The following is a 20,940-nucleotide window of genomic DNA, read 5'->3' on the forward strand; positions in this document are numbered from 1 at the left end:
TCACAAATAATAATGAATGGTATCAGCTTCCATGGGTCAGGAAAAAGAATTCGGGAAAAAAGAAGTCGCTATATATACAGATGGCTCTTGCTTAGGTAATCCTGGCCCCGGTGGTTATGGCGCAATTTTAGTATACGGCAAACACCGCAAGGAACTCAGCGCAGGGTTTCATTTAACCACCAACAACCGCATGGAGCTTCTCGCGGCAATAGTTGCGTTAGAAACGCTTACAAGAAGTTGTCATATAGAGTTATGGACCGACAGCGAATATGTTCGCCAAGGTATTACTCAATGGATACATGGTTGGAAGAAAAAGGGTTGGAAAAACAGCCAGAAGAAACCTGTAAAAAATGCAGATTTATGGCAGCGTTTAGACAAAGCGACTGAACGCCACCATATTTCATGGCACTGGGTGAAAGGTCATTCAGGGCACCCTGAAAATGAAAGGTGCGACGAACTAGCCCGAATTGCAGCGGGAAAACCTACCCAAGAAGATCAAGGTATGACAACCGACTCACCGGCAGTAACGCCAGATAATACTTGAACATACTCACCCGACTCCCTCTGGAACTCCTCGCCAAGCTTCACTATTCGGCGCTCGGTTCGACCGTCGCTAAATACGTCGAGGTAGTCTAACTGTCCAATGGTTAAAACATAGGCTTTTGGCACCCAAAGTTGCTCACTCATTTGGTTGACGACGCTGATTTGCCCATACATCCCCGGGTATAACCCTGCGGTATCTGCTAACTCCAACTTCACGGTAAAGCTTCGTGAGCCTGGGTCGGCTGCCGGTTCAATCTCGGTTACTACGGCACGCATTGACGCGTCGATAGCCGTCAGGTCAGCAGTTAACGTATCACCAAGCTGTAACTCACTTAAGATTGACTCACTTACGTGAACTTCTAACCGCAAGCTAGTTGGCGCATACATACTTACTAAGCGCATTCCAGGAGTTGCGATATCACCGGTATACACGCTCCGCTCACTAATGATGCCACTATAAGGTGCGGTAATAACACTAAAGCTCTCGCTCGTTTGGGCTTCACTCAAAGCTTCTCTCGCGCCGTTTAGCTCTGCTTCAGAAGTATCTTTCGATGCCCTTGCCTCATCTAAAGCAGCCTGCGGAAGTAAGCGTTCAGCCACTAAAGCCTCTACACGCTGGAAGCTTGTTCGCGCTTCATTTACACGAGCCTGAGCAGCAGCTAAAGCTTGTTGCTGTTGACGCACTCGGGCACTTAGGTCGTCATTCTCGAGCCTTAGCAATACATCTCCAGCTTGCACTGAGTCTCCCGCGTTCACCAAAACTTCGGCCACGCGCGCGGTAATACGCGAAGACAAGGACGAAGTTTGACGAGGGTAAACCTGACCACTGAAATAACGATATTCAGGAGAGGTTGTAAGCGTTAAACGCATTGTTTCAGGTGCCTCAGTGCGCTGCTCCGCCAAATTTGTCGAGTCAACTTTTGGCACCCACATTCCAGCGAGAATAGAAAATACAATCAAAAGAGCGACCACCGACGCGACAATAGATATTAGTTTCGTTCTAGTCATTTTCTTTCTCCTTTATTGATCGCCAGAGTTCTGGGCTAATGCGGACTCTGGAAGACCATGTCCTGGACTGTCGTGATACATACTGTAATAAACCACCGGAATAACCAGCAGAGTAAATAAAGTAGAAGCGGTAATACCAAAAATAACGGCCCAAGCTAATCCATTAAAAATAGGATCTAATGTAATAACCACGTTCGCTAGCATAGTTGTACCTGCTGTAAGCAAAATCGGCCGTGTTCTCGCAGCACCCGCATCAAAAAGGGCATCTTTCAGCTCACAACCGGTTTGTAGTCGTTGCTGAATAAATTCGATAAGAATCAGAGCATTTCGCACAACAATTCCCGCCAACGCGATCATTCCAATCATGGCGGTTGCGGTAAACAATGTTGGATTAGGATATCCCGCTATATCGGCTGAAAATAAATTTAAGAACCAAAACCCGGGCATTATCCCAATAATGGTCAATGGAATAGAAAGCATCATAATACCTGATACGGCTTTCAAACCAGTTTGCAGAACCATAACAATATATACACCGAGCAAAGCGACGCCATAAGCGATACCTAAATCTCTAAATACGTCCAGTGTGATTTTCCACTCACCTTCACCATTCCAAACTACGGAAATGTCATCCGGCACGGTCCAACCTAGCCCCGAACCATTGCTAAAGTACGTACGCAGCCAACGCGGTCGGTAACTCGAAGAATCACTTCCTTGGTCAACCATTGTGTCGACCACAGCATCGGCAGGAACGCGACCGGTTACTTCACCGTAAACATAAACTACGGGTTTTAGGTTTTTGTGCATAATGGGCCGATCTAAGAATTCTTGCTGGAACTCCCCAAGTTCAGACAAAGCAACCATCGGAGCTGGAGCAGACTCTAATTCTCCCTCACTCGAAGTAACAAAGCCCTGCTGCCCTCGTACTTTTAATGATAAAAGTCTTCCTAGGCTATTACGCTGTTCTGGCGGTAAGCGAATTTCGATAGGTAATGGATTCACTTCCGCTGGTACATGAAGAATACCGATATCACGACCTTCAATAGCTGCGGCTAATGTACTGTGAATGTCGGCAGGAGCAATTCCTGAACGCGCCGCTTTTTCTTGGTCCACAACAAAACGCCAGACTTGTTGGGCTGCCGGTACCGAAGTATCGACTTGACTCACATAGTCTTCTTGTCTCAAGCGCTCAGCAACAGTAGCACCGGCCTGCTCTAATTCGTAATAAGACGTCATTTCATCGCCATACACTTCAGCAACAATAGTAGCCAAAACTGGAGGTCCCGGAGGAACCTGTACCAATTCAATATGCGCTTCATGGCGCTCCGCGATTCGCTCCAAGGGATCACGCAACCGCGTAACAACTTCATTGGACTGCATGCTTCGCTCGAATTTATCGACCAATACGATTCTGAGTTCGCCTTGATAGCTATACGAGCGCTTAAAGTAATGGCGCACCATGCCATTAAAGTCCATAGGAGAAGCTACACCTGCGAAGCTAGACACCGACTCTACTTCAGGAACACGCTGCAAATAACGAGCAAGATCATTCAGAGCATTAGAAGTTGCTTCCAGAGGCGTACCCTCTGGCATATCGAGCACAACCTGAAACTCGTTTTTATTGTCGTGGGGTAATAGTTTAAGCGGAACCAACCGCAAAGCGGGTAAGGCTGCTGCTACGATAAACAGCCCAAACACCGACCATAAAAATATTTTTCTTCGCTTAGCTGTGTCTAATGCTGGCTCTAAAATTTTTCTGTAGCCTTTATACAGCAATGAGTTCTGCGGATTATACGCCCCCTTATTTTCAGCCACTTTCATAATTTTCCACGCCAACCAAGGCGTTACCAAAAACGCGGTCAGAGTAGAAAATATAACGGCAACAGGAACATTAAACGCCATGGGGCCCATGTAAGGGCCCATCATTCCCGTAATAAAAAACATGGGCGTAAATACGATGATAATTGCCACAGTAGACATTAACAGCGCACTACGAATTTCTAGCATACCACCCACAATGGCAGATTTAGTTTTCTTACCCTGCTCACTCATGTGGCGTTCAATGTTGTCTATCGCTGCGATAGGGTCGTCCACAATTAACCCAAGCGCTAGAATGAGCGCGAACATGGTTACGCGGTTAATGGTGTAACCGAACAACAGGTCAACGCCTAGCGTAGCGCCATAACTAATAGGAATGGCGATCGCCACTACCGCAGCCGCGCGCCAATTCAAAAACAAGCCCACAAAAACGACCACCACAATAATAGCCACAGCTAGGCTCGAAACCAGTTCACCTACTTTACTTTCAGCGGTTTCACCATAGTTTCGTATAACCTCGACTTGTACGTTCTCGGGCAACCATTGCGAATCTATTTGATCTAAAGCTGTGAGAACATCTTGCGCAACTGAAACGGCATTTGCTCCCCGCTGCTTTGCAACGGACACAAATACTGCCGGATACGGACCAAGATCCTGTTGCACTGAGGTCGATGAAATATTGGGATAAAACAACGTGTAGCTTTCAGGTTCATGCGCATCATCCACAATCGACGCTACGTCTTGCAAATAAACTGGACGCCCATTAACAACATTCACCACCAAGTCTTTCATTTCATTTGCAGACCGAATGAACTGACCACTTTCTACACGAATAGCTTCGTTCATTTGTGTCAGCTCACCCGCGCTTTGCTGCACATTACTCGCGCTTAAAGCAAATGAGATATCGTCTATTGTTGTGTTATGAGCAGCTAATGCCGAGCTGTCTAATGAGATTTGAATTCTTCTCGACTCGCCACCTACAACCTCAACACGGTTCGTATGCGGCAATGCTTTTAAGGTCTGTGTCGCCTCTTCAGCAACCCGTCGTAAATGGTGAGAATCTATAGTTTCTGGAGAGGTTGAGTAAAGCGCTGCCACTACAATAGGTACATCGTCAATCTCTACCGGTTTTATCGCCCAGTGGGCAACAAAACTTGGAATCTGGTCTTGATTGGAATAAAGCTTGTTGTATAACTTTACGAGTGATTCTTCACGTTCTTCACCGACATAAAACCTCACGGTAATCACTGCGCTATCACGCTGTGATTGAGAATAAACGTATTCCACTCCATCAATCTGCGACACTAGGCGTTCAACAGGCTCAGTGACTTGCGTGCTGACTTGCTCAGAGGATAAGCCAGGAGCAGACACAAGGATGTCGGCCATAGGCACGACAATTTGTGGGTCTTCTTCCTTCGGCGTTAACAATAACGCGATAAAGCCCGCGACTATAGCGAAAATAATAAAAATAGGAGGAAACGTGCTCGATAAAAATTTAGCGATAATGCCGCCGTTTTGACCTTTTTCCATGTCACGTTCCTCTTATTTTAAACTGTTGATATGTCGAAGCATTATTTAAAAGCACAACCTGACTTAATACCCAGCTTCGCTAATATGATGGCGAGTGGGCAAAACCCAGTAAAAGCACTTTGAAACAAATTTAGTCCAACAAACGCAGTTAGCAACAACCACCAAGTATTTACCTGCCAAGCTAATACAGCTGAAAGCAATACCATTGCTCCTGCAAAACCTAAAACAAAACGATCTATATTCATAAGATACCCCTAAATTAGAAAATGCTAATAATAAAACGCAAAAAAAAATTTACGGCTTACAAAATATACCGTATAGCGAGTCAAGAACCGCTAATGCTTTCTTGTCTTCAATACGATAAAACACCGTTGTGCCCTCTTTGCGATAACCTACAATACCTTGGCTTCTTAGCTTTGCTAAATGCTGCGACAGAGACGACTGCGAAATATCTAGCTTGGCTTCGAGTTCACCAACAGTACTCTCTCCCTGTACCAAATGACACAACACCATAAGTCGATGGCTGTTCGCCAATGACTTTAGTAACTTCTCTGCTGCAGAAGCATTTTTCTGCATTTCCTCTACGGAGATATGTGTCATATTCATACCCATATATTAGCATTAACTAATGTTTTGTCAAATGGATTAATCGTGCATTTATTTATGCATAGCTTTACCAGAAGCTTCCCACGCAGTCATACCGCCATCGATAGAAACAACGTCATTAAATCCCATTTGCTGCAATGACTGGGCAGCTAGTGCACTGCGACCGCCTGTGCGACAGATAAGATATACACGATTTTGACGAAGCTGTTCTAATGCAACCTCAGGTGCGCAACTTGCCGAAGCTACTTGCGGCAAAGATGCAAGTTGGAACTCTAAAATACCTCTCGGTAAATTTACAGAATGCGCGATGTGTCCATTGGCGTATTCTGCGGGTTCACGCACATCAATCACCACTGATTCATCGCTTTTTTGCAGACTAGACTCAAGTTCATCCACGCTCATTTCTTGGATATTCTCTTTAGCCTCTGCGACTAACTGTTGAGCAGACTTCATATTGTCTCCTATTTCTTTACGGTTATGTTTCGGACTAAAACGCTTATGTTCAGTTCCGCTGTGACGCGTGACGACCGACAGGAACAATCTCTGAACTCGAAAGCCTTTGTCGTTTCTTGGCTTTCAACTTACTCCAAGTAATCGGCCACTCACGTTTACGAACAATAATGGCAAAACCGGCACTAAACAAGGGTACCCGACTATAAAAGAAGGAATCTTTCACTGGCTTATGCGCTGTACTTGGCCATGGACAACCCGAACCGAAATAGCCGAAATGCACTACTTCATAATTTAATAAAGACAACCAGTCCATAATTCTTTGTGCAGTGAACATTCGGCTATTCCAAGGTGCTCGTTTGCGCATTTTGGGTAAGACCCGAATGGCATTATGCAAACCCCATGGGTTATTACATACAATCATCATGTGCCCATCCGCCCGCAACATTCGATCTGCCTCTCTCAAAATCCGGTGCGGGTCTGATGAATATTCGAGTACAAATGGAAGAGAAACCCAGTCTACCGAATCAATGGCGAAAGGCAGCTCTGTCCATTCTGCAATAACATCTGCACCGGGCTCAGGGGCTACAGAGTAATGAGCTTTAATGCGACAGTCTGGCCAAGGAATATCAAACTGACCTAGCGACACCATATACTGTCCAAATACAATAGGATCGCTTTCGTGTAACCACGCACTTAAAGACGAGTACCACCAATCCCCATGCTCTAAGTCTTCCCAGGTTTCAGGTTTGCGGCGTTGTTTTGAGTTCCGAGCTGGTTTTAAAAACATTCGATTTCCTCATATACTGCACGCATAGCATAAAATTTCGGAGGTATGATGCAAATTCATCGCATTTCGGCTTTTAACGACAACTATATTTGGTTATTAGTAAATGACCAACAAGAATGTATTGTTGTTGACCCCGGTGAGGCATCAGGCGTTGCAAAGTTCATAAGCGAGCACGGCCTTAACCTAAAAGCTATTCTTATTACTCATCATCACGCCGACCATACGGGTGGAGTGAATGATTTAGCCACGAGCGATACTCTAGTGTTCGGGCCCGAAAACGAAAAGATTAAACATATCACCCATCCTTTAACAGAAGGACAGAACGCAGATGTGAAGGGGTTTCCATCGTTCCAGGTGCTCAGTTGTCCAGGCCATACCAACGGCCACATCGCTTATTATGCTAAACCATGGTTATTTTGCGGTGATACATTATTTGCTGGTGGCTGCGGCCGTATGTTCGAGGGTACACCTACAGTGTTTCATGGCTCGCTCAGTAAACTAGCGCAATTACCAGCCGACACCCAAGTTTTCTGCGCGCATGAATACACGCTTGCGAATCTTAACTTTGCGATGCAAGTAGAGCCCAACAACAAGGCATTACAAGAGCGATATAGTTGCGTTAAAAACATGCGAGAAAAAGGTATCGCAACCGTTCCTTCTCTGCTTAAAAACGAACTAGCGACCAACCCATTTTTGCGAACTCATACAAATACAGTTCGCAAAGCTGCAGAAGCGCACAGTAACTCTAATTTGGCGACGCCCATTGACGTTTTCGCTGCAGTTCGCCAGTGGAAAGACACAGCATAATTACATACAATACAAGTCAAATAATATACAAAAGCACCACAACATTTTTTGGGGAAAAGTATGAGCCAAGACACTCTAAGGCGAAAAGCCAAAGGCTGGTTATGTCTGAAGATTTCTTCTTTAGCACTAGCGTCTATGGTGTTAACCGCTTGCCAGTTAACTCAATATCTTCCTTTTAGTGAACTTGCTCCAGTTACACCTGAACAACTTCCCCGTGACACTGGTATTCAAAAATATACGCTTAGCCGCCCTGCTCCATATCAGCAACCAGAACAACAAACATTGTCTCCTCAACAACAGGCAGACTTATGGGAGCGCGTGCGTTTACAACTTGATATCGAAATACCTGACCAAGCAAGTATTGAAGCTCACCGCCAGTGGTATCTAAATAACCCTAGTTATATTCCTCGCGTCACACAGCGTGCCGCGCCACTCATGTACTTCATTGTCGAAGAAATTGAAAAACGTGGACTACCTTTAGAGTTGGCGTTTGTACCTATCGTAGAAAGTGCTTTCGACACATTTGCCTATTCTCATGGGCGCGCAAGTGGCTTATGGCAATTTATCCCAAGCACCGCCTTGCATTACGGTTTGGATATTAACTGGTGGTACGACGGTCGCAGAGACGTTGTTGCTGCAACTCATACTGCGCTTGATTATTTTGCACGTCTCAATGACACCTTCGACGGTGACTGGTTACTCGCTATTGCGGCGTACAATGGTGGGCAGGGCCGCGTAGCCAACGCGATTCGTCGAAATGAATCTCGCGGCTTACCCACGGATTTCTGGAGTTTATCGTTACCACGCGAAACCAGAAATTATGTACCCAAAATATTAGCGCTCAGTAGTTTACTTGCGGAACGTCATCAACAAGATATTGCATGGCGCTTTACACCTAACCAACCGGTACTCGAAATTGTTGATGTAGGACAACAAATGGACTTAGCCTTAGCCGCATCCATGGCGGGAATGGAAGTGAATGAGTTACATCGCTTCAATTCGGGTTATAACCGCTGGGCGACGGCTCCGGACGGTCCTTTCCATTTACTCATGCCGCAGGCTGCTGCCGAGTCATTTCAACGTGCCATGGCCGAGTCCGACCGCACCCAGTGGGTAGAGTGGGAAAGACACCGTGTACGTGGGGGGGAGAGCTTAATTTCCATTGCCCGCACCTATAACACAACTCCAGGCGCGATTCAGCGTGCGAACAATATCTCGGGTAGCTTAATTCGTTCAGGTGACTATCTACTTATTCCTGTAGCAAGCGAAGCTGCTGAAGTATACCAGCTGGCGAGCGATCAACGACGCCAACAACGTCAAAACGAACCAGAAGGTGACCGCAGAATTAACCACGAAGTGCAGGCAGGCGACTCGCTTTGGGAAATTAGTCGCCAGCATGGTGTTGGCGTAAATGAATTAGCACGTTGGAATAATATGGCACCAGGCGATACTTTGCGTTTGGGTCAACAGTTAGCCATTTGGATAGACGACGATACCGATAGTGTTAGCTCTCAATCAGCACCAACCCCACAAGCCATAACGCGTACTGTCGAATACCGAGTTCGCCAAGGTGATTCATTAGCACGTATTGCTAGTCGATTTCGTGTTACTGTTGCAGACATTGAACGATGGAACTCAATCACTCGCGAGCGCTACCTGCAGCCCGGTGAATTACTTAAATTACATGTGGATATTACCCAAGGGGGTTAAGCATGAATATCTTGAAAAGCCTATTTCTGGTTGCTTTGTTGGGTTTCGTGGCAACCGCAAACAGCCAAGAACAAAACGAAAATGAACGCGGCTTTCAGTTAGCATTTACCGGCACGGCCGTTCTTGGGGACGGTACAGAGGTTACCGTAAATTATCCACTAGCTTTCGAGCAACGCAATGGTATTTGGCATTTCCGAGCAGGCTCTCAAGCTGTAGCCATGTCCTCTCCCCCACAAAGTTACAACCTTCAGCTAGCTGTGCTGGAAGCTGACTCAATGGTTTATATTCAAGAATTTGCCAACCGTTATATGCGCTCGTTTAGCGTTGAAATAGGCGAACATAAGCTAGTGCTTGAACCCAGCCTTGCGAACGTTTTATTCGGAATTCGAGTCGCCATTGACGACAACGCGCTTATCTTCGAAAAGCGTACGCCTAGCATTAAGTTTGAACTCGACGAAACCGGCATTGTTGATATCACCAGTGACGGCTTTGTGCGAGACTTATCTTCACGCAGAGTTGAGTAACTCTAATAAGTCGTCTTCGGTTAGAACCGGTACACCGAGTTGCTCAGCTTTAGTCAATTTAGACCCAGCACTTTCACCTGCAACCACCGCTGTTGTTTTACCTGAAACACTTCCCGATACTTTTGCACCTCGAGCTTGCAGTGCTGCTTTGGCCTCGTCACGAGTCATTTTTGACAATGTTCCGGTAAGCACATAGGTTCTACCTGCTAAGTCGTCTGACTTCTCGACAGACTCTATACTCGACCAAGAAACGGCTTGTTCACCTTCCGTCAGTCGCTGAATCACTTCAAGGTTATGTGCTTCTCGGAAGAAGTTATAAATATGTTTGGCGACAATAAGACCTACATCAGGCACTTCCTGCAATGCGTCCATAGAAGCTTCTCTCAGAGGCTCTAGTTCGCCAAAATAATGCGCCAAATTCATCGCAGTTGCTTCGCCAACCTCTCGAATACCTAGGCTATACAAGAACCTTGGCAAGGTTGTTTCTCGGCTTTTTTGAATAGCATTCAATAGATTTTGCGCAGATTTTTGTCCCATCCGAGGCAATACACTTAACTGGTGTAGAGTTAATCCATACAAGTCTGCAGGATCTTTAACCCAATCCCGTTCAACTAATGCATCAATAAGCTTATCGCCGAGACCATCGATATCCATAGCCTTTCGAGAGGCAAAGTGCTTCAAGGCTTCCTTTCTTTGTGCAGCACAAAATAAACCACCTGTGCAACGCGCTACCGCCTCACCCTCAACGCGTTCGACGTGAGAGCCGCAAATTGGGCAACTGTCTGGAAATAAAATAACTTCAGTGTGTTCCGGACGCTCTTCTAAAACCACGCCAACAATTTGCGGAATAACATCGCCTGCTCTACGCACAGTAACCCGGTCGCCGACTCTAGCGTCTAAACGCTCTATCTCATCAGCATTATGCAGTGTTGCATTAGATACCGTCACACCCGCTACCTGCACAGGTTCTAACCGTGCTACGGGCGTTATTGCTCCCGTTCTTCCTACTTGAAAGTCGACACCACGAAGCCACGTTAACTCTTCTTGAGCTGAAAACTTCCAAGCAACAGCCCACCTTGGCGCTCGAGCAGAGAAGCCTAGGTTTTGCTGCTGTGAAATGGCGTCCACTTTAAGAACTACACCATCAATTTCGTAATTTAGCGCGTCTCGTTGCTCTAATATGTACTGATAATAATCAATACACGCTTGGTCAGAGTCTAGTCGTTTAGTCTCTGGACACATTGGAAAGCCCCAGTCCTTAAGCTGCTGTAGCCGAGCATAATGACTGTCGTTGTTTAGTTGTCGTTCCGGTACCACCGCACCCATCGAATAAGCATAAAAAGATAGTTGGCGGCTTGCAGTTATACTCGCGTCTAGCTGGCGTAAGCTTCCGGCGGCGGCATTTCTGGGATTCGCGAAAACTTTGCTACCGTCCTTCAATGCCTGCTCATTCATATGCTCAAAAACGTCTCTACGCATAAATACTTCACCGCGCACTTCTAACCTTTCAGGGAAGTCACCGCGAAGTTTAAGCGGAATAGAACGAATCGTTTTAACATTGTCGGTAATATTTTCCCCGGTACTACCGTCGCCCCTAGTTGCCCCACGAACCAGTAGGCCGTTCTCGTATAGCAGGCTTACCGCAAGACCATCTAGTTTTGGTTCTACACACCAGGCCAACGTAGTCTGAATATCAAGGCGCTCGTGAGCGCGTTTCTGGAAAGCTAGGAAGTCGTCCTCCGACATTGCTTTGTCGAGAGACAACATTGGTTGCTCATGCGTTACTGAGGGGAACTGCCCAGAAGCTACCCCGCCAACACGTTGTGTCGGTGATTGCTCTGAGCGTAACTCTGGGTTTGCCTTTTCAAGATCAACTAAACGCTGATACAGTCTGTCGTATTCTGCGTCTGGGACTGTTGGTTGATCTTGCACATAATATTGGTAATCAAGTTCAAATATGGTGTCGCGTAAGTAACTAACTTCTTCTTCAACGCTAGAAAAATTTAAGGGCACGACTCAACTCCAAAACTATCGTGACGCGCCAGCTATTTTCTGCCTGCGCTCGAATTCTCTAATCTTTTGGTAGGTATGCTGTACAGACTGTTTAGTAATTGGGTTTCTATTGCCATCTAGAACAGCTGCACGCGGCATAGCCTCTGCTATTTTGTTGGCTGCATTGTACATCATGGTAAATGCATTGTGACCGTCTGACTCTATAGGCAAAGTCATAAATAACGCGACCCCGCGAGTCGAGAAGTTCTCGATACCGTCTAAATCAAATACGCCTGGGTTATACATATTAGCGATACTGAACAGCTTAGGCCCTTTTCCTGCGGTATCTTCATGGCGGTGGAAAATATCCATTTCTCCAAACTTCAATCCAAGCTCGGTAAGCGTTTGTAGCAAGATTGCACCCTGAATATCCCCGGAAACGAAAAGGGTTATCACTTCTATGTCATTCTCTTGAGCCTCATGCTCACCGTCAGTCTCGCCTTCAACGCCCGTTTCTTGCTCATCAGTAACATGATCCTGTAACTGTTCATCATCCGAGTCATCCGCTTCACTTGTGGGCTCAGCATGCGGCTCTTCTGCCTCGTGTTCTTCCTGCTCGGGCTTGGATATTTCAGGCTCATCATCAAAACCGAGAGAGATTTGTTCTGCGCCAATCGAAGGCTCTTGCCTAGGCTTCTCTTGCTTGGTGACCTGCTCTTCTTCCAGCTCTTCGAAAAGAGTTTGCTGTGAGAGCGATGGTTGAGCAATCGAGGGTTCTTTCTTTTCTTTAGGACCTTTCTCAACCAAAGGCTTTTCTTTAACCGGCTTTGCTTCAGTCTTTTTATTTGATGCTACGCCAGACACGCTAGAGCTCGTTGCTTTAATAGTTCGTACTTGGCCTATACCGTCTTGGTCGAATCCTGAAGCGTCTACTTGGCGACTATTCGTTGCTTCAGTATTTCTATGCGCACCCTGCTTTTTAGACCGCGGATTTCTGCGCGCCCCACCTTGCCCTTTGCGGATACTCCAAAGGCCATGCCCAAGCAAACCTAAAATTACGATTAATCCCAGAACAATGAGAATTATGCGCACGCCGTCCATTCCTATTCCTGTTTCTTATAATTAAGACGCTTCCGCGAGAGCTACAGCTTCGTCTACGTCAACTGCAACCAACCTTGACACACCTGGCTCTTGCATAGTTACCCCTGCAAGATGAGTGGCCATTTCCATCGCGATTTTATTATGACTAATGTAAATAAACTGCACCGATTCTGACATTTCTTGCACTAAACGGCAAAATCTCCCTACGTTCACATCGTCGAGTGGTGCATCAACCTCGTCGAGCAAACAAAATGGAGCTGGGTTCAGTCTGAAAATAGCAAACACTAACGCTAACGCGGTCAAAGCTTTCTCCCCGCCAGACAGCAAGTGTATGGTGCTATTTTTCTTGCCCGGAGGTCGCGCCATAATGGTTACGCCCGTCTCGAGCAAGTCGTCCTCGGTTAAATCTAAATATGCCGAACCACCGCCAAATACCTTCGGAAACAAAGCCTGCAAATCAGCGTTTACCTGATCATAAGTTTTCTTAAATCGGCTTCTCGTTTCACGGTCTATCTTCTTAATGGCGTCTTCTAACGTTTCTAGCGAAGAAGATAAGTCTTCATATTGATTATCTAAATATTCTTTACGTTCCGACTGCGCCTCGACTTCGTCTATTGCCGCAAGGTTTATTGCACCTAATTGCTGAATCTTTCTTGCGCGTTCGTCGAGGGCTTTTTGCCATTCCGTTTCATTTGCCTCTTCAGGCATGTTTTCTAAGACCTCTTTTAGTGATACTTGTTCCTCACTAAAACTCTCTAACAATGCATGACCGCGCTCGCGAGAAGCTGCTAGTTCCAACTTCCGGCTTTCCACCTTCTCTCGTTGTGCCGCGATGCGCTCGTGCACTGCCGACTGTCCCTTATTTAATACACTTAACTCTTCTTGAATAGCACTTAACTGTTCTTTTACAGTGACAAGCTCTGTTTCCGCACTTTCTCTTTGCATTAAGTGCTCGGCTAGTTGTTCTTCTAAAAGCTGAATCTCAAATTCGTAGCTTTCATCGTCTACTTGTGAGCCTTGCCTTTCAGAAAGCTCTAACAATGTTTTTTCTAACCGCTGAATATGCTTTTGTGCGTGAACAAGTTGGCTTTTCTTCTCCTGCTCTGACAATTGAATAGTATGCAGTTGGCTTTGCGCGTCGGCGACAGCCTGGCTGCTGCTCTCAGCATTAGCTTTTACCGTAAGACCTGAGGTTTCATGCTCATTCATGGTCGGTCTAGCCGCTTCTAATTGCTCTTCAAGACCGAGCATTTTCATTTGGCCTTCTTCTTGTTCGGCCACAAGTAAAGCAATCGACTCTTCCAACACAACCTTCTCATCCGCCAGCTTGCGCACCTGTTTTTCATGTCTCTCAAGCGCAGAGGCAGCATAATTAAAGCGTTCTCTTGCCTCTGTTGCAGCACGCTGCGCGTTTGCTAACGATTCTTGCTGCTGGTCAATATCTATATCGGATTGCGCTAGCTGTTGTTCAAGCTCAGTAAGCCTCGCTTTGTTCTGAGTAATTTCTGCCTGAGTCGTTTTAAGGTTTTCTTCTACATCTGACAGCGCCGACTGCCACGCCAGCACACTGTCTTGCTCACCGGTTTGTGAGAGTAAAAAGTCTTTCCCCACTACACGACCGTCGGGTAATGCCACTGCGCGCCATTCAGAGTTCAATAGTAGTTCTTGCGCTTCTGCCCAACTTTCAGCCGCAGCAATGCCATTAAATAAACTTGAAGACGTCATTTTACCGCTCAATCGCGCCGCCAAAGCAGGCAACTCAACGTTTCTCTGGGCAGGTAAAGTGAAGAATAAACCTTTAAATTGATTCGGGACATCTGTTACCGCGCCTGAAATAACGGGTGCTGATAGTGCGCTTTGACACCATAGCTCGACAGCTTGTCGCCACTGCTCAGGGACTTCTAGGTACTCACTAACTGTACCGACAACACCGTTCTCTTCAAGCCAGCCTTTAGAAAAGTTATCTAGCTCGACTTCCTGAGACTGAATCAACTGCTTATACGAAGCTTGTTGACCTTGCAATGTATGCAGTACTTCTTGTTGATGATCGTTAGCTTCTCGCTGTTCCGCTATTTGCTCTTTAATGGCTTTTTGGAGTTCTTTTTTAGCGTGCAAAAGCTCTTTCTGCTTCTCTTCGTCTTTAGCAAGTTCTGTCAGCTCTTCCTCAAGAGCTTTAGGGCTGGCAGGAGCTTCCGTTTTCAATAACTCAAGTTCGGAAACAACTGTGTCAAACCTTGCTTGCTGTTGCTGTAACATTTGCTGATTAGCATTAAGCTGAGCTTGCGCGAGAGAAATATCTTGTTCAACTTGCCGAACATCTGCTTGCAGTTGCTGCCATTTTTCGTTCCAAGCGTTCAACCTTTCCTGTGCTTGCTCTTGGTGAATAAGGCGCTCTTCATAAACCTCTTGCTGCTGTGCGAGTGTTTCTTCAACATCCGAGATAACACTATCTAAAGTAGCCAACTGCTCCTGCTCACTTGCCAGTTCTTCTTTTGCAAATTTTATCTGCTGTGAAATTTCTTCTTGTTGCTTGCGCTTTTCTTGTGCCAGTTGACGTTGGTGACGAATTTGCTGCTCCACCGAAGTGACTTGGCTAGATGCTTGATAAAATTTCTCTTGAACTTGGTCAACCTGCTCTTGTAAGTCGAGCTCTTTTTGTCGAAATTCAGTTTGCCCACGCTCACTTCCACGTTGTTCGGCTAACCATTTCTCTAACTCTGTTTCTTCTGCTTGAAGATCTCGTTCAACACGGTCGCATTGCTGCTGGTAATGAAGCCATTTCAAAGCTTGCAACTGGCTTTTAAAGGTTCTTTCTTCTGCTTTTAGCGTTTGGTAACGCTTTGCGGCCGAAGCTTGTCGCTGAAGTTTAGCCAGTTGTTGACCTAACTCTTCTCGGACATCAGTCAGGCGCTCGAGATTTTCACGCGTACGGCCAATACGACTCTCCGTTTCCTTACGACGCTCTTTGTACTTAGAAATCCCAGCAGCCTCTTCGATGAATACTCGAAGCTCCTGTGGTTTAGACTCAATAAGGCGAGAGATCATGCCTTGTTCAATAATGGCATAGCTACGAGGTCCAAGCCCAGTACCTAAAAACAGGTCCGTTATGTCTCGTCGGCGACACTTTGCATTGTTCAAAAAATACAACGACTGAGCGTCACGTGTAACAACTCGTTTTACTGACACCTCATCAAAGTCAGCAAACTCACCTTGTAACCTGTGATCTTGGTTGTCGAATACTAATTCAACACTAGCTTGCCCCACTGGTTTGCGGGCTTGCGAGCCGTTAAAAATAACATCGATCATTGCGTCACCGCGCAGATTCTTTGCAGAGCTTTCACCCAGCACCCAGCGCACTGCGTCAATCACATTCGACTTGCCACAGCCGTTCGGCCCGACAATGCAAGTCATTTGCTCAGGAAACGCAACTTTGGTGTTATCTACGAAGGATTTAAAACCCGCGAGTCGGATGTATTTTAAACGCATTTGTTCTTTTTGTTGTTATTGAAGTTCCAGTGTAAAACCATAAAAACTTAGGCACAACTGTTTCTCACTAATCCACTCAACAATCTCTTAAGAAAGCTTCCAACCTTTGCAAACTTTCGTGTCGTGACCATACTTGATCTCCCTTGAATACAACTATGGACAGTACAGCAGCAAGAGGAATTAAGGATGATTCAATCACAGTACGAAACCCGCTACAACGCGTTGTTGCGGACATTAGAAGATGAGTGTTTACCCGCATTTATATTAAGCCAAAAAGGTTTTGTATTAGCGGTAAACAATCAGTGCGAACGTGTACGCACTACGCCAACCCGCACATGCTGGCACGACTACTGCCTCAACCAGCCCGACTTCGAAAGTAAAGCCCTTCCGCACAAGGGGCAGTCTATTGCATATCTGAATACAGCTCGAGAAGTACAAGTGGGTACATTACTCATGACCAAGCTAGACGCCGGCGGACATCATATCTTCGCTTTTATCATTCCCATACAACATGACCAAGACGAGCCTCTTGGCTTTATGATTTTTGAAGCTCAAAAGCAGCTCTGCTTTTGGTCTGATCAAGCTTCAGAACTTCACGACGAGTCCCCACGGTATGGCACCAAACAAAATCTACAACAATTTTTGAGTTGGTATGAGCCTTGCCAGCGCGACCGTTTACTGTATGCCATGCTGCAATGTGAAAAAACTCATGTGCCACAGCAAGTCACATTAAAAATTGCGCACTCGAAGCAAAAAATTCGCTACTTATGGTTAACTCTTCCGATTCAGGATAAGCCACTAACCTGCGCATTCATTCGAGCTGTAAAACGTCCCATAACGACGAACCGCACCAAAAATATTCCCGTTGAGATCGAAAAGAGCGGCTATTGAAGCCGCTCTTTTATCAAAAAAATTCAGAAAATTTTAGGCGTTTTCTAATTCGGCAATTTTCACTGACCAAATTGCAGGTCCTTGTTGGTGAGCATTTTGTCCATTACTGTCTACAGCAACAGTTACTGGCATATCTTCTACTTCAAACTCGTAAATAGCTTCCATTCCCAAGTCTTCAAATGCTACTACCTCAGCCTTTTTGATTGCTTTCGCAACAAGGTAAGCTGCACCACCAACGGCCATTAGATAAACCGCTTTATGTTTCGCGATACTCTCTACCGTTGCTTGGCCCCGTTCAGCTTTACCGATCATGCCTAAAATACCGGTTTGGTCCAGCATCATGTCGGTGAACTTATCCATGCGAGTAGAAGTTGTCGGCCCTGCAGGTCCAACAACTTCGTCGCCTACAGGGTCAACTGGACCCACGTAGTAAATGAACTTGTTAGTAAAATCGACAGGTAGCTCTTCACCCTTGTCTAACATTTCTTTAATGCGTTTGTGAGCAGCGTCACGGCCGGTCAGTAATTTACCCGACAACAATACAGTTTCGCCCATCTTCCAAGAGGCGATGTCTTCTCGCGTTAACTCATCTAAGTTTACACGGCGTGCATTGTCGCCCACTTCAAAGGTAATGTCCGGCCAATCTTCTAATTTAGGAGGCTCTAAATGAGCCGGCCCTGAACCGTCAAGGTGGAAATGAACATGGCGCGTAGCCGCACAGTTCGGAATCATGGTTACAGGCTTAGATGCCGCATGCGTTGGCAAAGAATTAATCTTTACGTCAACGACTGTAGTTAAACCGCCTAAACCTTGAGCACCGATACCAAGCTTGTTGACACGTTCGTAGATTTCTAAGCGCAACTCTTCTTCGGCATTTTGTGGTCCGCGCGCAATAAGTTCCTGAATGTCTACAGGTTCCATTAACGACTCTTTAGCCAGAACTGCAGACTTCTCTGCTGTACCGCCAACACCAATGCCTAATATTCCAGGAGGACACCAACCTGCACCCATTTTCGGCAAGGTTTCTACTACCCAGTCAGCAATGTTATCGCTAGGATTCAACATCGCCATTTTGGTTTTGTTCTCTGACCCGCCACCTTTGGCGGCAATCATGACTTCAATTTCGTCACCCGGCACCATATCGATATGCACCACCGACGGTGTGTTGTCTTTGGTGTTTTTTCTTGCCCCTGTTGGGTCTGCCACAATCGAAGCTCGCAATGGATTATCTGCATTGGTGTATGCGCGTCGCGTTCCTTCATCAACCATTTCTTGAACAGTTAAGTCAGTTTTGTCCCAGCTCACACCCATACCTACTTTGACGAAGCAGGTAACGATACCGGTGTCTTGACACAAAGGTCTGCGCCCTTGCGCCGACATGCGTGAATTCACGAGCATTTGTGCAATAGCATTTTTTGCCGCTTCGCTTTGCTCTTTTTCGTATGCTTCAGCAAGCGCTTCAACAAAGTCGATTGGGTGGTAGTAAGAAATAAATTGGAGTGCGTCTTCAATTGAATCAATAAAGTCCTGCTGACGAATAACAGTCATTTAGACCTCCTGTATACAAACATCATTGCACGCTAATGATGTATCGATTTAATGCCGAAAAGTGTGCGGTATGATACTCTCTTCGTCGTGTTCTCGCCAGTCGTTAGAAGCAGGTCCATGTCATCAAATACAATAAAATTGATTGAATTGCCCTACGCTAAATGGGGAAAAGCATTAGAAGTTTTCTCGCGGTTCGCTAACGAACCTTATGCCATGCTTTTTGATTCTGCCAATTCAAATCATCCAGACAGTCGTTTCGACATTCTGGTACGAAAGCCTTACCAAGTAATCGAGAGTAGAAATGGGGTTACTTTTGTGGATGGCAAATCTATCGCCCAAGCTGAGTTTTTCGAAACCTTAGAAAGCTTAGTGCATCCACTTAGCGAAAACTTGTCGCTAGAGAACGAATCGTTAGAAAGTACTTCCATGGAAAACAGCGACCTACCGTTTTTAGGTGGGGCTTTGGGTTACATTGGATACGACATGGGCAGAACTATTGAACGTTTGCCTACAAAAGCAAAGCACGACATTAATTTACCTGACGCATGTTTTGGCATTTATCAGCGAGCATTGGTTTTAGACCACAAACACCAAAAAGTCTTTGCTGTATCTCCAAAGCAAAGCACCCGCGACAGTGAAATAGAGTTTTGGCAAACACCGTATCAGCAAGAATCAAGCGATAGTTTTCAACTTACCTCGGCTTGGCAAAGCAACATGACTCAGCCTGAATATGAAAAGCAATTTGAGCAAATAATTGAGTACTTGAAGGCTGGGGACGCGTATCAAATCAACTTTGCACAACGTTTCCAAGCATCCTTTCAGGGCTCCAGTTGGTCTGCGTATTGTCACCTTAGAAGCCACAACAAAGCTCCGTTCTCAGGCTATATTCAACTGAATGACGGTGCTGTACTGAGCCTATCACCCGAGCGCTTTGTGAAGGTGACAGACAACAAGCATGTTCAAACACGCCCCATAAAGGGAACTCGCCCCCGAGGCAGTTCCGAAAAACAAGACCAAGCCGAAGCTCAAGCGCTATTGGCAAGTGAGAAAGACCGTGCTGAGAATCTCATGATTGCAGATCTACTTCGCAATGACATGAGTCGCGTTTGTATGCCAGGTACAGTTCATGTACCCGAGCTTTTTAAACTCGAGAGCTTTCCAGCAGTTCATCACTTAGTCAGCACTGTTGTAGGTGAACTCAATCCAAATTATTCCGCTTTCGACCTTATGCGCGCTATGTTTCCGGGCGGCTCTATTACTGGAGCGCCAAAAGTAAGAGCGATGGAGATTATTGAAGAGTTAGAGCCACACCGACGATCGGTTTATTGTGGAAGCTTAGCTTACTTCTCAAGGCATGGTCGAGCAGACAGTAGCATAACTATTCGCACCCTTTGCACAACGGAAGGTCATATTTATTGCTGGGCCGGTGGTGGTATTGTCATCGACTCCACCGCGGAAATTGAATATAGAGAAACTTTCGACAAGGTTGCTAAAATTTTACCTTTAATGGAACAACCCCACTGAATGGCAAACTATACGTTAGAAGAGCTGCACGCTAGGTTTTCTCTTCATCAGCCTAGTTACCCTACTTGGCCACAATTAGACTGGCAGCCAAGCGGTGTTCTTGTGCCTATTCGGGACAACAATGGCGAGCTCGAGGTGATACTTACGCGGCGCCCTGCGTTTATGCGACACCATGCCAATCAAATTTGTTTCCCAGGGGGGCGGCGTGAACCCTCTGACATAGATTTAAGAGCTACAGCACTTAGAGAAACCCATGAAGAATTGGGGATTGCGCCAGAAGCTGTAAATGTAATAGGTACACTACCTCCGCAGCCCGTTTTAACGCGATTTGTTATTCAACCTTTTATTGGCATCGTAGAAACTCATGTTGAAATAGTGCCCGACGCCAACGAAGTTTCAGAAGTGCTTGTGGTTCCGCTTGCGGAATTAGTTGAACAAGCAAACCATTTGCAAATTAGCCGCAATAATTCCATGTATCCAATGGTGCACTTTATTCCATGGCAAAATAGTCTGATTTGGGGCGCAACGGCCGCAATTATTCGCCGCTTAGCCGATCAGCTTAATCCATCTGGCCAAGAAGTGTACCGACCAGTGTTTTAGAAGCTTGCTATA

Annotated in this window: 17 protein-coding genes; 7 read left to right on the forward strand and 10 right to left on the reverse strand. The window is 45.9% G+C overall.

Annotated features, from left to right (window positions below; genetic code table 11):
- The first annotated feature begins 31 nt into the window (after window positions 1-31).
- Entirely contained in the window at window positions 32-544 is a 513-nt protein-coding gene (gene rnhA, locus DQX04_RS03835) for a ribonuclease HI (RefSeq protein WP_111914557.1), read from the forward strand.
- Here rnhA and DQX04_RS03840 read toward each other — a convergent pair.
- Genes DQX04_RS03840 through DQX04_RS03865 form a run of 6 tightly spaced genes read right to left on the reverse strand, consistent with a single transcriptional unit; the run spans window position 496 to window position 6,745 of the window.
- Window positions 496-1,551 carry an efflux RND transporter periplasmic adaptor subunit gene (locus DQX04_RS03840; protein WP_111914558.1) on the reverse strand — a complete coding sequence of 352 codons (1,056 nt, stop codon included), beginning with the start codon at window positions 1,549-1,551 and terminating at the stop codon, window positions 496-498. The two genes, rnhA and DQX04_RS03840, sit on opposite strands and share 49 nt — an antisense overlap.
- A 12-nt stretch (window positions 1,552-1,563) precedes the next feature.
- Window positions 1,564-4,899 carry an efflux RND transporter permease subunit gene (locus tag DQX04_RS03845; RefSeq protein WP_111914559.1) on the reverse strand — a complete coding sequence of 1,112 codons (3,336 nt, stop codon included), beginning with the start codon at window positions 4,897-4,899 and terminating at the stop codon, window positions 1,564-1,566.
- A gap of 41 nt (window positions 4,900-4,940) precedes the next feature.
- Window positions 4,941-5,144 carry a DUF2892 domain-containing protein gene (locus DQX04_RS03850; RefSeq protein ID WP_111914560.1) on the reverse strand — a complete coding sequence of 68 codons (204 nt, stop codon included), beginning with the start codon at window positions 5,142-5,144 and terminating at the stop codon, window positions 4,941-4,943.
- A 49-nt stretch (window positions 5,145-5,193) separates the two neighbouring features.
- Complete coding sequence (locus DQX04_RS03855) at window positions 5,194-5,499, reverse strand: metalloregulator ArsR/SmtB family transcription factor (RefSeq protein WP_207801082.1); 306 nt, start codon at window positions 5,497-5,499, stop codon at window positions 5,194-5,196.
- Window positions 5,500-5,556: 57 nt separating this feature from the next.
- Window positions 5,557-5,958, reverse strand: a complete 402-nt coding sequence (locus tag DQX04_RS03860; RefSeq protein WP_111914561.1) for a rhodanese-like domain-containing protein — start codon at window positions 5,956-5,958, stop codon at window positions 5,557-5,559.
- Window positions 5,959-6,007: 49 nt separating this feature from the next.
- Window positions 6,008-6,745: a methyltransferase domain-containing protein gene (locus DQX04_RS03865; RefSeq protein ID WP_111914562.1), complete on the reverse strand. Its 738-nt coding sequence runs from the start codon at window positions 6,743-6,745 to the stop codon at window positions 6,008-6,010.
- Between the two features lie 48 nt (window positions 6,746-6,793).
- Here DQX04_RS03865 and gloB point away from each other — a divergent pair, with 48 nt between their 5' ends.
- The 3 genes from gloB to DQX04_RS03880 are packed head-to-tail and all read left to right on the forward strand — an operon-like array spanning window position 6,794 to window position 9,786.
- Complete coding sequence (gloB, locus tag DQX04_RS03870) at window positions 6,794-7,552, forward strand: hydroxyacylglutathione hydrolase (RefSeq protein ID WP_111914563.1); 759 nt, start codon at window positions 6,794-6,796, stop codon at window positions 7,550-7,552.
- 60 nt (window positions 7,553-7,612) lie between these two features.
- Complete coding sequence (locus DQX04_RS03875; RefSeq protein ID WP_111914564.1) at window positions 7,613-9,262, forward strand: LysM peptidoglycan-binding domain-containing protein; 1,650 nt, start codon at window positions 7,613-7,615, stop codon at window positions 9,260-9,262.
- 2 nt (window positions 9,263-9,264) lie between these two features.
- Window positions 9,265-9,786, forward strand: coding sequence for a hypothetical protein (locus DQX04_RS03880; protein ID WP_111914565.1), 522 nt, complete (start codon window positions 9,265-9,267; stop codon window positions 9,784-9,786).
- Here the strand turns inward: DQX04_RS03880 and ligA are convergent.
- The 3 genes from ligA to smc are packed head-to-tail and all read right to left on the reverse strand — an operon-like array spanning window position 9,769 to window position 16,365.
- Window positions 9,769-11,799, reverse strand: a complete 2,031-nt coding sequence (ligA, locus tag DQX04_RS03885; protein WP_111914566.1) for an NAD-dependent DNA ligase LigA — start codon at window positions 11,797-11,799, stop codon at window positions 9,769-9,771. The two genes, DQX04_RS03880 and ligA, sit on opposite strands and share 18 nt — an antisense overlap.
- A 15-nt stretch (window positions 11,800-11,814) precedes the next feature.
- Entirely contained in the window at window positions 11,815-12,870 is a 1,056-nt protein-coding gene (gene zipA, locus DQX04_RS03890) for a cell division protein ZipA (protein ID WP_165831933.1), read from the reverse strand.
- Between the two features lie 30 nt (window positions 12,871-12,900).
- Entirely contained in the window at window positions 12,901-16,365 is a 3,465-nt protein-coding gene (smc, locus tag DQX04_RS03895) for a chromosome segregation protein SMC (protein WP_111914568.1), read from the reverse strand.
- 186 nt (window positions 16,366-16,551) lie between these two features.
- Here smc and DQX04_RS03900 point away from each other — a divergent pair, with 186 nt between their 5' ends.
- Entirely contained in the window at window positions 16,552-17,256 is a 705-nt protein-coding gene (locus DQX04_RS03900; RefSeq protein ID WP_111914569.1) for a hypothetical protein, read from the forward strand.
- Window positions 17,257-17,289: 33 nt separating this feature from the next.
- On the opposite strand, the gene DQX04_RS03905 is transcribed toward DQX04_RS03900, so the two are convergent.
- Window positions 17,290-18,804, reverse strand: coding sequence for a fumarate hydratase (locus DQX04_RS03905; RefSeq protein WP_111914570.1), 1,515 nt, complete (start codon window positions 18,802-18,804; stop codon window positions 17,290-17,292).
- 117 nt (window positions 18,805-18,921) lie between these two features.
- Between DQX04_RS03905 and pabB the strand changes: the two genes are divergently transcribed.
- Together pabB and DQX04_RS03915 are read left to right on the forward strand one after the other, a co-directional pair.
- Window positions 18,922-20,328 carry an aminodeoxychorismate synthase component I gene (gene pabB / locus DQX04_RS03910; protein WP_111914571.1) on the forward strand — a complete coding sequence of 469 codons (1,407 nt, stop codon included), beginning with the start codon at window positions 18,922-18,924 and terminating at the stop codon, window positions 20,326-20,328.
- Entirely contained in the window at window positions 20,329-20,928 is a 600-nt protein-coding gene (locus DQX04_RS03915) for a CoA pyrophosphatase (protein WP_111914572.1), read from the forward strand.
- The last annotated feature ends 12 nt before the right edge of the window (window positions 20,929-20,940 follow it).

The organism is Aliidiomarina sp. B3213 (genome assembly GCF_003290085.1).
GTDB lineage: Bacteria > Pseudomonadota > Gammaproteobacteria > Enterobacterales > Alteromonadaceae > Aliidiomarina.

Coding starts and splice junctions, on each gene's coding strand:
- DQX04_RS03865 (WP_111914562.1), bottom strand. CDS start 6,745: ATGTTTTTAAAACCAGCTCGGAACTCAAAACAACGCCGCAAACCTGAA.
- DQX04_RS03850 (WP_111914560.1), bottom strand. CDS start 5,144: ATGAATATAGATCGTTTTGTTTTAGGTTTTGCAGGAGCAATGGTATTG.
- DQX04_RS03880 (WP_111914565.1), top strand. CDS start 9,265: ATGAATATCTTGAAAAGCCTATTTCTGGTTGCTTTGTTGGGTTTCGTG.
- DQX04_RS03915 (WP_111914572.1), top strand. CDS start 20,329: ATGGCAAACTATACGTTAGAAGAGCTGCACGCTAGGTTTTCTCTTCAT.
- DQX04_RS03905 (WP_111914570.1), bottom strand. CDS start 18,804: ATGACTGTTATTCGTCAGCAGGACTTTATTGATTCAATTGAAGACGCA.
- DQX04_RS03855 (WP_207801082.1), bottom strand. CDS start 5,499: ATGACACATATCTCCGTAGAGGAAATGCAGAAAAATGCTTCTGCAGCA.
- pabB (WP_111914571.1), top strand. CDS start 18,922: ATGTCATCAAATACAATAAAATTGATTGAATTGCCCTACGCTAAATGG.
- gloB (WP_111914563.1), top strand. CDS start 6,794: ATGCAAATTCATCGCATTTCGGCTTTTAACGACAACTATATTTGGTTA.
- DQX04_RS03875 (WP_111914564.1), top strand. CDS start 7,613: ATGAGCCAAGACACTCTAAGGCGAAAAGCCAAAGGCTGGTTATGTCTG.
- DQX04_RS03840 (WP_111914558.1), bottom strand. CDS start 1,551: ATGACTAGAACGAAACTAATATCTATTGTCGCGTCGGTGGTCGCTCTT.
- rnhA (WP_111914557.1), top strand. CDS start 32: ATGGGTCAGGAAAAAGAATTCGGGAAAAAAGAAGTCGCTATATATACA.
- DQX04_RS03860 (WP_111914561.1), bottom strand. CDS start 5,958: ATGAAGTCTGCTCAACAGTTAGTCGCAGAGGCTAAAGAGAATATCCAA.
- DQX04_RS03845 (WP_111914559.1), bottom strand. CDS start 4,899: ATGGAAAAAGGTCAAAACGGCGGCATTATCGCTAAATTTTTATCGAGC.
- DQX04_RS03900 (WP_111914569.1), top strand. CDS start 16,552: ATGATTCAATCACAGTACGAAACCCGCTACAACGCGTTGTTGCGGACA.
- smc (WP_111914568.1), bottom strand. CDS start 16,365: ATGCGTTTAAAATACATCCGACTCGCGGGTTTTAAATCCTTCGTAGAT.